Annotated in this window: 11 protein-coding genes and 2 pseudogenes; 7 read left to right on the top strand and 6 right to left on the bottom strand. The window is 73.2% G+C overall.

The genetic code is table 11. The features are described 5' to 3' along the window. Positions 1-12 precede the first annotated feature (12 nt). Together ACGFIR_RS09045 and ACGFIR_RS09040 are read right to left on the bottom strand one after the other, a co-directional pair. Complete coding sequence (locus ACGFIR_RS09045; protein WP_393144063.1) at positions 13-378, bottom strand: hypothetical protein; 366 nt, start codon at positions 376-378, stop codon at positions 13-15. Between the two features lie 151 nt (positions 379-529). Continuing rightward, positions 530-1165: a hypothetical protein gene (locus ACGFIR_RS09040; protein ID WP_393144061.1), complete on the bottom strand. Its 636-nt coding sequence runs from the start codon at positions 1163-1165 to the stop codon at positions 530-532. A gap of 198 nt (positions 1166-1363) precedes the next feature. Here ACGFIR_RS09040 and ACGFIR_RS09035 point away from each other — a divergent pair, with 198 nt between their 5' ends. Then, positions 1364-1534, top strand: coding sequence for a hypothetical protein (locus tag ACGFIR_RS09035; RefSeq protein WP_172896549.1), 171 nt, complete (start codon positions 1364-1366; stop codon positions 1532-1534). An 8-nt stretch (positions 1535-1542) separates the two neighbouring features. On the opposite strand, the gene ACGFIR_RS09030 is transcribed toward ACGFIR_RS09035, so the two are convergent. The 3 genes from ACGFIR_RS09030 to ACGFIR_RS09020 form a co-directional block, all read right to left on the bottom strand. Beyond that, positions 1543-2406, bottom strand: a complete 864-nt coding sequence (locus tag ACGFIR_RS09030; RefSeq protein ID WP_393144059.1) for an alpha/beta fold hydrolase — start codon at positions 2404-2406, stop codon at positions 1543-1545. Between the two features lie 53 nt (positions 2407-2459). Beyond that, complete coding sequence (locus tag ACGFIR_RS09025; protein WP_393006202.1) at positions 2460-3677, bottom strand: glycosyltransferase; 1218 nt, start codon at positions 3675-3677, stop codon at positions 2460-2462. A gap of 221 nt (positions 3678-3898) precedes the next feature. Continuing rightward, positions 3899-5155 (bottom strand): globin domain-containing protein, encoded by a 1257-nt coding sequence (locus ACGFIR_RS09020; RefSeq protein WP_393006332.1) that lies wholly within the window; start codon positions 5153-5155, stop codon positions 3899-3901. Between the two features lie 124 nt (positions 5156-5279). On the opposite strand from ACGFIR_RS09020, the gene ACGFIR_RS09015 reads away from it, so the two are divergent. Both ACGFIR_RS09015 and ACGFIR_RS09010 read left to right on the top strand, forming a co-directional pair. Continuing rightward, a complete protein-coding gene (locus ACGFIR_RS09015) occupies positions 5280-5771 on the top strand; it encodes an RrF2 family transcriptional regulator (protein WP_393006200.1) in 492 nt (163 codons plus the stop codon). Between the two features lie 9 nt (positions 5772-5780). Continuing rightward, positions 5781-6422, top strand: coding sequence for a class I SAM-dependent methyltransferase (locus tag ACGFIR_RS09010; RefSeq protein WP_393006198.1), 642 nt, complete (start codon positions 5781-5783; stop codon positions 6420-6422). A 175-nt stretch (positions 6423-6597) separates the two neighbouring features. On the opposite strand, the gene ACGFIR_RS09005 is transcribed toward ACGFIR_RS09010, so the two are convergent. After that, complete coding sequence (locus ACGFIR_RS09005) at positions 6598-7887, bottom strand: hypothetical protein (RefSeq protein WP_393006196.1); 1290 nt, start codon at positions 7885-7887, stop codon at positions 6598-6600. Positions 7888-8379: 492 nt separating this feature from the next. Between ACGFIR_RS09005 and ACGFIR_RS09000 the strand changes: the two genes are divergently transcribed. The 4 genes and pseudogenes from ACGFIR_RS09000 (at position 8380) to ACGFIR_RS08985 (ending at position 14261) form a co-directional block, all read left to right on the top strand. After that, entirely contained in the window at positions 8380-10437 is a 2058-nt protein-coding gene (locus tag ACGFIR_RS09000) for a type IIA DNA topoisomerase subunit B (RefSeq protein WP_393006194.1), read from the top strand. Between the two features lie 29 nt (positions 10438-10466). After that, positions 10467-10727 (top strand): annotated as a pseudogene (locus ACGFIR_RS08995) (DNA gyrase subunit A); the annotation flags it as partial. After that, positions 10701-11531: pseudogene (locus tag ACGFIR_RS08990) on the top strand (LAGLIDADG family homing endonuclease); the annotation flags it as partial. The pseudogenes ACGFIR_RS08995 and ACGFIR_RS08990, both read left to right, overlap by 27 nt. Positions 11532-11681: 150 nt before the next feature. Continuing rightward, on the top strand, positions 11682-14261 hold the full coding sequence (locus ACGFIR_RS08985; protein ID WP_393144708.1) for a DNA topoisomerase (ATP-hydrolyzing): 2580 nt from the start codon (positions 11682-11684) through the stop codon (positions 14259-14261). Positions 14262-14352 lie beyond the last annotated feature (91 nt).

Below are 14352 nucleotides of genomic sequence, written 5' to 3'. Positions count from 1 at the left end.
CCCGTGGGCCGGTCAGGTGCGTCGACCCCTGGTCCGCAGCGCGTCCTCCGTCCGGGGTTCGACGTCGGCGGCGTCCGGGAAGGACCGCCGTGCCGGCGCCGGGTCCGGTGGCGCGCCGGGGCCCGCCGGCCGGGTGGGGGTCGGTTCGACCGGGCCGAAGTGGTGCCGCCCGGTGGGGCCGGACGCGCCCGCCGGCTCGCCGGCCCGCCGCTCCCCGCGCCGCCCCTCCGGTACGGCGGTCTCCTCGCTGCCCTCGTCCATGGGGTCGTGCCCACCGGTGCCCCACGGCGGCTCCGCGTCCAGCCCGTCCCTGGTCACCCAGGCGGTGGTCGCCTCCGGTGGGCGTCGGTCCCCGCCGCGTCCGTCTCCTGCCGTCATGGCCACCTCGCTGGTCGGTCCGTCGGTACCGGCTCCGAATCCCCGAGACCGGGGCCGTCATGCCTCGCCGGCGGTTCCGGCGCGGGCGGGGGAACGCGAAGCGGCGCCCCGCCGCCGAGGAGTCGGCGGGACGCCATCGGCGGTACGCCGGTCAGCAGCGACCGGACCTCGCCATCCGCTTCTGCATGGGATTGCCCATCGCCATGAGCCCGCCCATCCCCCACGGGGCGTTCCGCATCCCGCCGGCGCGCCTGAACATGCCCCGCAACACCTCGCCGGGCTTCTGCTGCTCGCCCATGTACGCCGTGACCACGATGAGCGCCCCGGTCATCGCCGGGACCGCCCACTGGAGCATCCGCATCTGCCGCTGGGTTGACGCCACGTTCGACGGCGTGTGCGAGTTCGGTTCGGTTACCCCCTCGACCGGCGGCCCGCCGGCCTTCTCCAACCGCATGCCGAGCAGCCGGCTGTAGCCGGTCACCGCCAGCGCGCCGACCGTCAACGCCGTCTTCAGCGTGCTGGCCCGGCCCACCCCCGACTGGGCGGCCACCCGAGGGCTCTCCGTCACCAGTTCCCCGACGGCCCCCGCGAGGTGGGCGCCGATCGCCGCGGCGTTCACCGGGGTCCACCGCGCCCAGCCGGCCGAGGCCATCGGCAGCCGCTGGGTTGAGTCGTTCATCTGTGCCGCCGCGCCGTTGACGCCGAACGCTCCCATCAGGGAGCCTCCGAACCAGGCCGCCAGGCCCAGATCGTGCATCGAGCGCAGTGCGGTGTGCCGTTCGGACATCTGATCCCCTTCCACCGTGTCGGGCGGTGCGGCATACCCGCCGCCCGGTCCGCTAATCCCGCCCGTCACCTGCTGATACGCCCCGGCAGCGCAGATACCGGGCCCGGCGTTCGTGCCGGCCGACGACCGGACGGGGCCGGGAGGAGTCGGCGGGCCGGTGGCGGGTAGGTCGTCGGACGACCGACGAGAGGGGTAGCGATGTCGCAGCCGGAAGAGAGCCGGGAGAAGACGGCGTCGACCGACGCGGTGCTGATGCACCCGGACAACGATCCGCGCAAGACCACGGCCCAGGTGCCGCCGCCCGCGGAACGCGGCGAGACCCGCGTGGAGCGCGACGGCGAGATGGTGCCCGTCGACACCGACGAGTGATCAGCCCGTCAGCGGGCCGGCAGGCCGGCGGCGAAGTCGGCCACCCGCGCCGCCAGCGGCCCGCTGGCGCGTACCCAGGTGAAGTGGTCCATCCGGGTGCCGGACTGCGCCGGCGTGTAGCGCTCGCGGACGACGGGCGCCGCCGACAGCTTCGCGCAGAGGTGGTCGACCGTCGGATGCGGGGTGTACTGGTCGTCGTCGACGCTGACCGCGAGCACCGGTGTGCGCAGCGCACGTACGGCCGCCTCGGCGTCCACCCCGTCCAGGTCCGGGAAGCGCCCGGTGCGCGCCGTGTACGCCCAGTCCCGGATGACCCCGCGCGCCTGCCGGCCGCCGAAGCCCCAGCCGGGCCAGACGCCGAGCAGCCGGGCCGTCGCCGCGATCGTCTGGGTGTACGGCAGGACGCCGTACCCGCGCAGGCCCGGGAAGCTGCGCCACCAGGGCACGCCGACGGCGACCAGGGCCAGCCCGTCGACGTCGGGCTCGCCGTGCACGGCGAGCCGTAGCAGGGCGGCCTGCCCGCCGAGGGAGTGCCCGAGCAGCAGCGTCCGGCGTCCGTCCCGCCGGGTCTTGAGCGCGGCCAGCGCGGCGCCCACGTCGGCGGCCAGTTCCGGGTAGCCGTACCGGCAGGCGCGGCTCGGCGCCGGGGTGCTCTCCCCGGTGCCGCGCAGGTCGGCCACCGCCACGGCCAGGCCGGCGGCGCGGAGCGCGGCGGCGAACGGCCGGTAGTAGCGGGCCCGGACGCCCATGGCGGGCATGATCAGCACCAGCGGGGCGTCGGTGACGCCGTCCGGCTCGGGATACACCTGTAGCCCGAGGCGGGCCCCGTCGACCTCGACGAATTCCTGCCGGTATTCCCCCGTCGCGTTCACCGCCCCAGGCTACGGCCCTTCACTACCGGCGGGTAACCGTGGGGTGGTGGGCGTCACGCCACCGCCGGAGCGGGGCGGCCGATGGTGCTGACCGTGGCGTAGACCGTGCTGAGCTGCTCGGCGCAGCGCTTCCACGAGTACCGGTTGCGGATGCGGTCCAGCGCCGCCGTGGCGTACGCGAAGCGCCGGACCTTGTCGGCGAGCAGCCGGCGCACCGCGGTGCCGAGGGCGCGGGTGTCCCGGGGCGGCACGAGGTCGCCGGTCAGCCCGTCGACCACGCTGTCGGCGATCCCGCCGACGTTCGTGCCCACCACCGGCACCCCGCACGCCATGCTCTCCAGCGGGGTGAGCCCGAACGGCTCGTACCAGGGGGCGGCGACCAGCAGGTCGGACGAGCGGTACCAGGCGGCGAGCTCCTCCCGGGGCAGCCTGCCCAGCAGCTTAACCCGGTCGGCGACGCCGCAGGACTCGGCGAGCGCGCGGAGCCGGCGGGCGAAACCGTCGGCGGGGAGCAGCGTGGCCGGCGGGCCGCCCACCACCACGCACTCGGCGTCCGGCACGGCCGGCAGGGCCCGGACGACGTCCTGGAGGCCCTTGCGCTCGACCATCCGGCCCACGGTGATGATGCGCGGGCGGGCCGGACCGCGGGGGGCGACGGGCCCCTCGGGGCGGAACAGTTCCTGGTCCACGCCGCCGGGGACCAGCGTCATCCGGGACCGGGGTACGCCGAGGCGGACCAACTCGCCGACCTCGTCCTGGCACTGCGCGATGACCCGGTCGGCGGCCCGTCCCAGGGCCCGCTCGTAGCCCATCCGGCCCGGTGGACTGGTGTCCCGGGCGCCCTGTGTCCGTCGCTTCACGGAGCCGAGGCCGTGGTAGGTCAGCACCACCGGCACTCCGGTGCGCCGGCCGGCGTGCAGGGTGGCCAGCCCGCTCGTCCAGTGGTGGGCGTGCGCCACGTCCGGCACCCAGTCGCCCTCGCGCCACTGGCCGGCCAGCCAGCGTCCGAACTCGCCCAGGTGCGGCAGCAGTTCGTCCCTCGGTACGCGCAGCGCCGGCCCGGCGGGCACGTGGCACACCTGGTAGCCGTCGGCGGTGAGCACGGAGTCGGGCGGGACGGTGGAGTCCCGACGGGTGTAGACGCGCACGTCGTGGCCCTCGCCGGCCAGGGCGGCGGCCAGCCCCGCCACGTGCGTGTGCTGACCGCCGGTCTCCTCCGCCCCTCCGACGGCGAGCGGACTGGCGTGCTCCGAGATCATCGCGATGCGCATCTACTTCCTCCATCGGCCGGCCCGTCGGCGGGGACCCGGTCGAGCCCCGGGGCGTCTCGTCGCCGCCTGGCGGACCCCGCCGCAGGAGTCCCTACCCCCGCCCTCCCCTCCTAACCGCCACCTGCCCGGTTCGTCCTGGCGGGCCGTCGGTCGGGTGTGCAGACACCGGCGGGCGGCGGGGCGAACCGCCCCACCGCCCGTGATCGGCCGACGACAGCCGGTCAGGGTCGGTCGTCGCGGAGCATGCCCGGCCCGAAGACCTCGTAGGCGATCCGCTCCACCGGCACCCCCCGGCGCAGCAGGCCGCCCCGGACCGTGTTCATGAACGGCAGCGGCCCGCAGAGGTGCACGTGGGCGTCGGGGACGAGCGGGATCAGCGCCGGATCGACCCAGCCGCTGGCCAACTCGGCGGTGACCCCGGCCAGCTCGCCGTCGGTGGGGTCCTCGTACCAGAGCGCGGTGCGCAGGTTGGGCAGCGCGGCGTGCAGGCGCGGCAGTTCGCCGCGGAACGCGTGCGCCGCGCCGGCCCGGTCGGCGTGCACCAGCACCACCGGGCGCTGGGGCTCGGTGGCGGCCAGGTGCTCCAGCGCGGCCATCGCCGGCGTCAGGCCGATGCCCGCGCTGACCAGCAGCAGGGGCCCCTCCCCGGAGACCACGCTGACCTCGCCGAACGCCGGGCTGAGCCGGAGGGTGTCGTCGACGCCCACCTGCTCGTGCAGGAAGGTGGAGACCATGCCGTCGGGACCGTCGCCGGTGGCGCGTACGCGCTTGACGGTGATCCGCCAGTGGTCGGCACCGGGCCGCCCGGAGAGGCTGTACTGGCGGATCTGCTGACCGCGCCCGCCGCCCAGGTCCACGGCGACCGAGGTGTACTGGCCCGGGACGAAGGTGGGCGCCGGCCCGCCGTCGGCCGGGACCAGGGTGAACGACACGACGTCGACCGCCTCGGTGGCCCGGTCGACGACCCGCCAGTCCCGCCAGACGGGCTCGCCCTCCGCCAGCCCGGCCTCGGTGTAGAGGCGGGCCTCCCGGGCGATCAGCTCACAGGCCAGCAGCCAGTAGACCTCGTCCCAGGCAGCCGCGACCTCGCTGGTGACGGCGTCGCCGAGCACCTCGCCGACGGCGGCGAGCAGGTGCCGACCGACGATCGTGTACTGGGTGGCGGTGATGCCCAGTGAGGCGTGCTTGTGCGCGATGCGGTCCAGGATCGGCCCCCACGGCGCATGGCTGCCCCCGGTCAGGTGTTCCGCGTACGCGACCACGGCGGCGGCGAGGGCGGCCTTCTGGGTGCCGGTGGCCTGGTTGCCGCGGTTGAAGATGTCGAGCAGTTCGGGGTGCGCGTCGAACATCCGCTGGTAGAACCGGCCGGTGATCGCCTCGCCGTGCGCCTGCACGGCGGGCAGGGTCGCCGTCACCACTGCTGCTGAGGACTCCGAGAGCACGACTGCCTCCTTCTGGGCTGAACACTCGGGCCCCAACAGCAAAACAGGTAACGGAAATACCTCTTCAGGGTCGAAAGTCCCGGGTCGAAGGTCGTCCGGATCACATCCGGGGGTCGGTCGGCCGTGGTGGACGCTCGACCGCGCTGGCTAGGGTCGGGACGTGAAGCTCAACCGGTCCACCGACATGGCGCTGCGCATCGCCATGCTCGCCGCCGCGAGCCCGCGACGGATGACCGTGGACGAACTGTCCGACCAGCTCGGCCTGCCCCGCAACCACGTCGCCAAGGTGGTGCAGCGGTTGCAGCGGCTCGGGGTGCTGGTCACCATCCGGGGCCGCTCCGGCGGGGTGGCCTTCGCCGAGGGCGGCGGGGACGTCACGGTCGGGCACGTGGTGCGGGCCTTCGAGGGCGACGACGAGGTGGTGTCCTGCGACGAGCCGGTCTGCTCGCTGCGCGCGTCGTGCCGGCTGCGGGGCGAGCTACGGCGCGCCCGCGACGCCTTCCTCGCCGTGCTGGACGGCGTGACCCTCGGCGGGCTCGTCGACGGCCCGACCGGTCCGGCGCTGCTCGCCCTCGGTCTGTCCCACGCCCGGCCGGCATCCGCCGCGCCGCCGTCCCCGGTGGCCCGGCGGGCCGTTCCCGATCTCGTCTGAGGAGGGACGATGTCCGACGGTACGGTCTCCCACCCGGTGTTCGCCCGGGTGTTCGAGCGGGCGAGCGTGGCGATGGACCGCGCCGGGGCGGCCACCCATCGGCGGCGGCTCGTCGCCGGCCTCGCGGGTCGCGTGATCGAGGTCGGCGCCGGCAACGGCCGTACCTTCGCGCACTACCCGGACACCGTCGGGCGGGTGCTGGCGGTCGAGCCGGAACCCCGGCTCCGGGCGGCTGCCCGCCGGGCGGCGGCCGGTGCGCCCGTACCCGTGGAGGTGGTCGACGGCCTCGCCGAGGCGCTGCCGGCGCCGGACGGCGACGCCGACGCGGTGGTGCTGTCCCTGGTGCTCTGCTCGGTAGCCGACCAGGCCGCCGCGCTGCGCGAGGCCCGTCGGGTGCTGCGGCCCGGCGGGCAGTTGCGCTTCTTCGAGCACGTACGCGCGCAGACTCCCGGCCTGCGCCGCGCGCAGCGGCTGGTCGACGCGACCCTCTGGCCGCTGCTCTGCGGCGGCTGCCACACGGGCCGCGACACGGTGGCCGCGATCCGGGCCGCCGGTTTCTCCGTCACCGAGCTGGACCGTTTCCGCTTTCCCGACAGCCGGCTCACCGGCCCGGCCGCCCCGCACGTGCTCGGCGTGGCCACCCGCGACTGACCCCCGTCGGCCAGCCCCGTCGCCGGCCTCCGACCGCGCCGGCCCCCGGCCCGTCTGCTCCCGGCCCTGGCCCGTCTGCTCCCGGCCCTGGCCCGTCTGCCCCTGGCGCTGGCCGGTCTGGCCCCGGACATGGCGGAACCCCGCGCCGGGACGGCACGGGGTTCCGCCGACGCGGTCAGGAGACCGAGATCGAGCCGTTCGCAGCGCGCACGCAGGCCACGGAACGCGCACTGGTGGTGGCCGCGCCCGTCAGGCACTGCCCGAGCACCTGGTGGCCGGCGGCGTTCGGGTGCCACGACTCCTGGCAGGTCTGGAAGTAGCTCACGCAGGTGTTCGCGATCCGCTGGATGGCGATCTTGTCCTTGCCGGAGAGGCTGGTGACGAAGACGCCGTTCGGCGGGTTGTCCTGGAGCCGGATCGGGGTGGCCAGGGCTCCGGTGGGGCTGGTGCCGGACTCGCAGAGCCGGGCGCCGTCGAAGGCCCGCTGCACGTTCAGGTAGACCAGGTCGGCGCCGGGGAACTCGGCGGCCACGGTGTCCCGGGTGGACTTCACCAGGGTGCCGAGGCCCTGCGAGAAGCGGTGCCCCGGCAGCAGGCTGGCCCGGTGGATCGGGCAGCCGGCCGCGTACCGCTCGGCGCCCAGCGCGCGGAACTTGTCCCGGGTGTCGTCGCGGCTGTCCTCCTCGTGGAAGCGCGCCTCGAGGTCGAGCGGCAGCGGGTTGGTGTAGTCCTGGAAGACGATGCGGTGCTGGCCGTCGGCGTCGATCTCGCGCAGCGTGGCGAGGATCTGGCGGACGGCCGAGACGGTCTCCGCGGTCGCGGCGCTCCACTGGGCGGCCGTGGCCAGGTCGGCGTCCGTGCACGGCTCCTGCGGGACCGGCCCGCCGAGGTAGGCCCAGAACTCCCACCAGCCCGTCCAGGCGTCGGCGATGAACCGGTTGGCGCACTTCACCGCGACGTCGCCGAAGGTGAACGAGCTGTTGTTCGAGCCGAGACCGAGCAGCACCAGGTCGATGTCGTGGGTCTGGCCTACCGCGCGGAGCTGGTCGAGCTGGGCGGCCACCTGACGGCCGTTGGTGCGGGCCGAGGAGGCGGCGGCGATGTCGTGCGGCTGGCCGCCGGAGCAGGCGAGGTTGAACCGGGCCTGGATGCCCGGCAGGCTGGCCCGGTGCAGTGAGGCGTTCGCCGAGCGGTGGCAGAAGAACGCGTTGCTGTTCGCGGCGGTCCAGCCCGGGAAGCCCTGGGCGACCCCGTTGGCGTCGGTCACCGGGGTGTACGCCCCGGCGCCCTCGCCGCTGATGAAGCTGTCGCCGAGCGCCACCGCGGCGGTGGGCAGCGCGGCGGTGCGCACCGGGGAGGTGGGTAGGGCTGCCGAGGCCTGGGCGGACAGCCCGACGGCGGTCGACAGGGTGGCGGTGGCGACGGCGAGCGCCGCCGCCAGTGCGGTACGACGGAACCTGGACATGACGTCCTCCATCTGTCCATCGAAACGTGAAAGATCCTCTGAGGGCAAGATCACATCACCCCGATGCGACGGACGTCAATGGCCCGTAACAAAATCGCTCCAGGAAGGACACACTCGTCCCCGCCGTGGCCAGGCCCCGCCGGTGGGCCGCTCTCGCTCGACACGGCCGACCTCGGCGCCGAGCGGGGGCACCGCGGAGGGCGGGGCCGACGTCGACCCCGCCGCTCGGGAAGGCCCGCCGCCGCGTCGTTGTTGTCCCGGTCGGAGCCGCCCGCCGCCGGCTCGCCGGCAAACCGGTCACGGGGTTCCGTACGCCGCATCCGGGCCGATCCCGGGCCCGGTCCCGCCCCGGCCCGCGCCCCACGGGCACGTGCCTCGCTGCGGGGCGCCGTCGTCCTGTCGCAACTCCCGGTTAGGCTCGCTGCGGCGCGCCGGCCGACCCGCGACGTCGGACGCGGCACACACATCGCCGAGACCTGGGAGTACGACCAGTTGACCGCAGAGCCTGAGACCCTGTACGGGGCCGACGACCTCACGCACCTCGAGGGGCTGGACGCCGTCCGCAAACGGCCCGGCATGTACATCGGCTCCACCGACAGTCGTGGCGTGGGTCACCTCGTCAACGAGATCCTCGACAACTCCACGGACGAGGGCGTAGCCGGCCACGCCACCAAGGTCGAGGTGACGCTGCACGCCGACGGCTCGGTCCAGGTCGACGACGACGGGCGGGGCATCCCCACCGACGTGCACGCCAAGTCCGGCATCTCCGGCGTCGAGCTGGTGCTCACCCGGCTGCACGCCGGCGGCAAGTTCGGCGGCTCCGGCTACAAGACCTCCGGTGGCCTGCACGGCGTGGGCGCCTCGGCGGTCAACGCGCTGTCCCGCCGGTTCGACGTCACCGTCCGTCGGGGCGGCAAGGTCCACGCGATGTCGTTCCGGCACGGCGTGCCGGGGATCTTCGACGGCGACGGCCCCGACGCGGCGTTCACCCCGGGCCCCGGCCTCCAGATCATCGGCGCGATGAAGCGCGGCCAGCGCACCGGCACCTCGATCCGCTGGTGGCACGACGCGCGCTACTTCGAGACCGGCGCCACGCTCGACGCCGACGCCGTGCGGATGAAGCTGCGCAACACCGCGTTCCTCGTGCCGGGCGTCAGCTACACGCTGCGCGACCACACCGGCGAGGAGCCCACCGAGGAGCGCTTCCACTACCCCAACGGTCTGACCGACATGGTGGAGTTCCTCGCTCCGGCCGGCGACCGGCCCGTCTCCGGCATGCTGATGGTCACCGGCGAGGGCACCTACCGGGAGAACGCGGCCGACGCCAACGGCGTCATGCAGTCCAACGTGCAGCGACGGGCCGAGGTCGAGGTGGCCTTCCGCTGGGGCACGGGCTACGAACGCACCGTCGAGTGCTTCACCAACACCATCCGCAACGCCCACGGCGGCACCCACCGCAAGGGCTTCGAGCGGGGCCTGGCGCGTACCCTCGCCGACGCCATCCGCAACACCCGTGGCCTGCTCAAGGCCAAGGAGGACCCGCCCACCCTCGACGACGTCCTGGAGGGCATGACCGCGGTCGTGCACGTGCGGATCCCGGAGCCGCAGTTCACCTCGCAGACCAAGGACGAGCTCTCCACCGCGGGCATCACCAAGGTGATTCAGACGCTGGTGGAGCAGCACCTGAAGGCATGGCTGGAGGACCGCCGGACCAAGGCCGAGGCGCGTACGGTCCTGCAGAAGATCGTCGACGCGGCGCGCGTACGGCTGACCCAGAAGCAGCAGAAGGACGCCGCCCGGCGCAAGACCGCCCTGGAGGGCGCGTCGATGCCGCCCAAGCTGGTCGACTGCCGCGCGGCGGGCATCGAGCGCAGTGAGCTGTTCATCGTGGAGGGGGACAGCGCACTCGGGACGGGGCGACTTGCCCGATCTGCCGAATATCAGGCGCTTCTTCCGATTCGGGGCAAGATCCTCAACGTGCAGAAGGCCAACCTCCAGCAGGTGCTGGACAACGCCGAGTGCGCCGCGATCGTGCAGGTGCTCGGCGCCGGCTCCGGCCGCACGTTCGACCTGTCCGCCATGCGCTACGGCCGAGTGCTGATCATGGCGGACGCCGACGTGGACGGCGCGCACATCCGCACCCTGCTGATCACGCTCTTCGCCCGCTACATGCGTCCGCTGATTGAGGCCGGCCGCCTCTACGCGGCGATGCCGCCCCTGCACAAGATCACCACCAGGGGGCGCAACCCGCAGACGATCTACACCTACACCCAGGCGGAGATGGAGGCGACGGTCCGCAAGCTGGAGAAGGCCGGCAAGCAGATCGTCACCCCGATCCCGCGGTTCAAGGGTCTCGGCGAGATGGACGCCGACGAGTTGTGGGAGACGACGATGAACCCGGCCACCCGGGCCGTGCGCCGGATCACCATCGACGACGTCGACGCCGCCGAGCGGATCCTCGAACTGCTGATGGGGGAGAAGGTCGAGCCGCGCCGCAACTGGCTCATCGACTCCGCCGACCGGGTCGACCGCGAGGCGATCGACGCATGAGCACCGCCCGCCGAGAGGGAAGCTGAACGATGGCACGCCGTAAGGACGACCGCGCCAAGGTGGACCTGTCCGCCTTCGACCAGGCCGGCGCGCGGGTCTTCGACAACCCGCTGGTCACCGAGGTCTCCGACTCCTACCTGGAGTACGCCTTCTCGGTGATCCACTCCCGGGCCCTGCCCGACGCCCGCGACGGCCTCAAGCCGGTGCACCGGCGCATCCTCTGGTCGATGTACGAGCAGGGCCACCGCCCCGACCGGGGGCACGTGAAGTCCGCCCGCATCGTCGGGGACTGCTTCGTCGCCGGGACCCTGGTCTCGACGCCCGAGGGCCTGCGGCCGATCGAGGATGTCGACGTCGGTGACCTCGTGTTGGACGGCGACGGGGCTGCCATCCCGGTGGCCGCTGCTTATCGGAATCCGGATTCGGAGCTGGTCCGGGTCACGTGGAGCAACGGCCACACCATGGTCGTGACGCCCGGACAGCGTTTCCGTGTGGTGGATGAGGACCTGGCTGTCCGGTGGGTGGAAGCCCGAGACCTGACTGGGCATCTCACTGTCGCGTACGGGACGCGCCGCGGGGCGGCTCCGGCACCCGCATCCGGCGGCGACCCGTACGACTATGTCCGTGGGCTCGTGGTGGCCGAAGGCTTCGCCGTCGATCGGTCTCGCGACGCTGACGGCCGCGTACGGCTGCACATGTGCGACGTAGAACCGCTCGACGTGGCCCACGGGTGGGCCATCGCGAACGGATTGAACGCCTCCCGAGGCAAGCGCGAAGCAAGCGATCCGCGCCATCGTGACCAGCACATCCTCACGTTCGCCAGGCACGAGGGGCTGCTCGAGGCCGGCACGCCACTCAGTCACGCGAAGCGCGTGCCCGACGACGTGCTCGCAAATCGTTCCGCGTGGTCGCCGTTCCTCGCCGGCTTCTTCGACGGTGACGGCTACATCCGCAAGCGTTACCGCGAACTCGTCTTCGTGAGCACCAGCGAGGTGTTGGTGCGTCAGATCTACTCCATGCTCGCCGACCTGGGGGTGCACGGTCACCACTGGAGCAGCGGACGCGACGGACACCGCCCGCTTCTCGGCCTCTCCGTCACCGGCCGGGATGCTGCTGTGGTCGCCGAGTTGCTCCTGCCCTGGGTACGCATCGGTTACAAGAGCGACGGCCTCCGGCGGGTGGTCGAGCTGGGCTATCGATACGGGGGCAAACAGGGCAACGACCGCCTGCCGTGCCGGCCGGTGATGCAGGAGTTCACCAGCGCCCATCAGGGCGGTGGATGGTTCCGCGACGAGGACGGCAACGCCTTCCGGGCGTCCCTGTCAGGCCCTGGGAGCAAGGTGCGGTACGGCAAGGACCGCAACGGTCTGCCCTTGTCGGAGCGGTCGTTTCCGCTTTGGCGCGCGGAGCGGGACGGTTGGGTTCGCAAACTCCGGCGTATCGGTTCGCCCCTCGCCAGCCGACTCGAGTCGTTGGCTGGGCGGTCGTTCCTGCGGGTTGTCTCCGTCGAAGCCGTGGCGTCCGCTACCACCTACGACATCCAGGTCGACTCCGACGAGCACGCCTTCGTAGCTGAGGGCTACGTGGTCCACAACTGCATGGGCAAGTACCACCCGCACGGCGACACCGCGATCTACGACGCGATGGTGCGGCTGGCGCAGAGCTTCTCGTTGAACGTTCCCCTCATCGACGGGCATGGAAATTTTGGTAGTCCGGACGATGGACCGGCGGCCTCGAGATACACCGAGGCCCGGATGTCGCGGGAGGCGATGCTGCTCGTCGGCGAGCTGGGCGAGGACACGGTCGACGTCGAGCCCAACTACGACGGCTCGCTGACCCAGCCCACCGTACTGCCCGCCGCGTTCCCCAACCTGCTGGTCAACGGCGCGTCGGGGATCGCGGTCGGCATGGCGACCAACATGATCCCGCACAACCTCGGCGAGGTGGTCTCCGCCGCCCGCTGGCTGATCAACCATCCGGACGCCACCCTCGACAAGCTCATGGAGTTCGTCCCGGGCCCCGACCTGCCCACCGGTGGGCTGCTGCTCGGGCTCGACGAGGTGCGTCGGGCCTACGAGACCGGGCGCGGCGTCGTGCGGATGCGGGGCAAGGTCGAGATCGGCCCGCTGGAGGGCAGCCGGGGCCGGCAGGCGATCACCGTCGTGGAGCTGCCGTACGGCGTCGGTGCCGAGAAGGTCATCGCGGCCATCACCAACGAGGTCAACAAGACCAAGCGGCTCACCGGCATCGCCGACGTCAAGGACCTCACCGACCGGGAGAGCGGCACCCGCCTGGTCGTCGAGTGCAAGGTCGGCGTCAACCCGCAGGCGCTGCTCGCCGACCTCTACCGGCTCACCCCGCTGGAGCAGTCGTTCGGCGTCAACAACCTGGTGCTGGTCGACGGGCAGCCGCAGACCCTCGGGCTGAAGGCGCTGCTGGAGGTCTTCCTGGCCCACCGCTACGAGGTGGTGACCCGGCGCAGCTCGTACCGCCGCCGCAAGCGCGAGGAGCGGCTGCACCTGGTCGACGGCCTGCTGATCGCCCTGCTCGACATCGACAAGGTGGTCAAGCTGATCCGGGCCAGCGAGGACGCCCAGGCCGCCAAGGACGGCCTGATGCAGAAGTTCAGGCTCTCCGAGATCCAGGCCACCTACATCCTGGACACCCCGCTGCGCCGGCTGACCAAGTACGACCGGATCGAGCTGGAGGCCGAGCAGGAGAAGCTCCGCAAGGAGATCGCCGAGCTCTCCACGATCCTCGACGACCCGAAGGTGCTGAAGAAGGTCGTCTCCGACGAGCTGGCGGCGGTGGTGAAGCAGTTCGGCGCGGCGCGTCGCACCACGCTCGTCGACGGGGACCTCAAGGAGGTGCTGGCCGCGTCCGCGCCGGCCGGCCCGCTGGAGGTCGCCGACGACCCCTGCCAGGTGATCCTCTCCGCGACCGGGCTGGTCGCCCGGACGGCGGCGGAGTCGGAGGAGGCGTCCGAGGGCCGCCGGCGGCACGGCCGGACCAAGCACGATGCCGTACGCGCCGTCGTGCACTCGACCGCCCGGGGGAAGGTGCTGCTGGTGACCAGCGCCGGCCGGGCGTTCAAGGTCGACGTGCTGCCGTTGCCGGTCCTGCCCGAGCAGGCGGGGACGGTGTCGCTGCGCGGCGGGATGGCCGCCGCCGAGCTGGTGCCGCTGGAATCGGGGGAGACCGTGGTCGGGCTGGCCCCGCTCGGGCCGACGGCCGAGGGCTCCCCGGGCCTCGCCCTGGGCACCCGGCAGGGCGTGGTCAAGGTCTGCGCACCGGAGTGGCCCGTGCGCTCGGACGAGTTCGAGGTGATCGGCCTGCGGGAGGGCGACGAGGTGGTCGGGGCGACCTGGCTCACCGACGGCGCGGAGACGCTCACCTTCGTCACGTCGGAGGCGTCGCTGCTGCGGTTCGCCGCCGGGCTGGTCCGGCCGCAGGGGACCAAGGGCGGCGGCATGTCGGGCATCAACCTGCCCGCCGGCGCCCGGGTGGTGTTCTTCGGGGCGGTCCGCACCGACGACCCGGGTCACGGCGAGCCGATGGTGGTCACCTCCACGGGCGCCACGGTGAAGGTGACGCCGTTCCAGGCGTACCCGGCGAAGGGGCGGGCGACCGGCGGAGTGCGCGCCCATCGCTTCCTCAAGGGTGAGACCGACGTGGCCGTCGCCTGGGTCGGGTCGCGTCCGGTGGCCGCCACCGCCACCGGCGAGCCGGTGGAGCTGCCGGCGGCGGACCCGCGCCGCGACGGCTCCGGCTTCGCCGTGATGCTGGGCCCCACCGTCGTCGGCCACCAGATCGAACGCGACTGACCACCCTGTCAGGGGCCGGCTGCCTACGCGGCCGGCCCCTGACGCTGCCCGCCCCCGCCCCACCCTCGCGCCGCACCCCACCCCAACCCGC

The organism is Micromonospora sp. NPDC049051 (genome assembly GCF_043197575.1).
GTDB lineage: Bacteria > Actinomycetota > Actinomycetes > Mycobacteriales > Micromonosporaceae > Micromonospora.
This window is presented reverse-complemented; position numbering and strand designations above follow the sequence as displayed.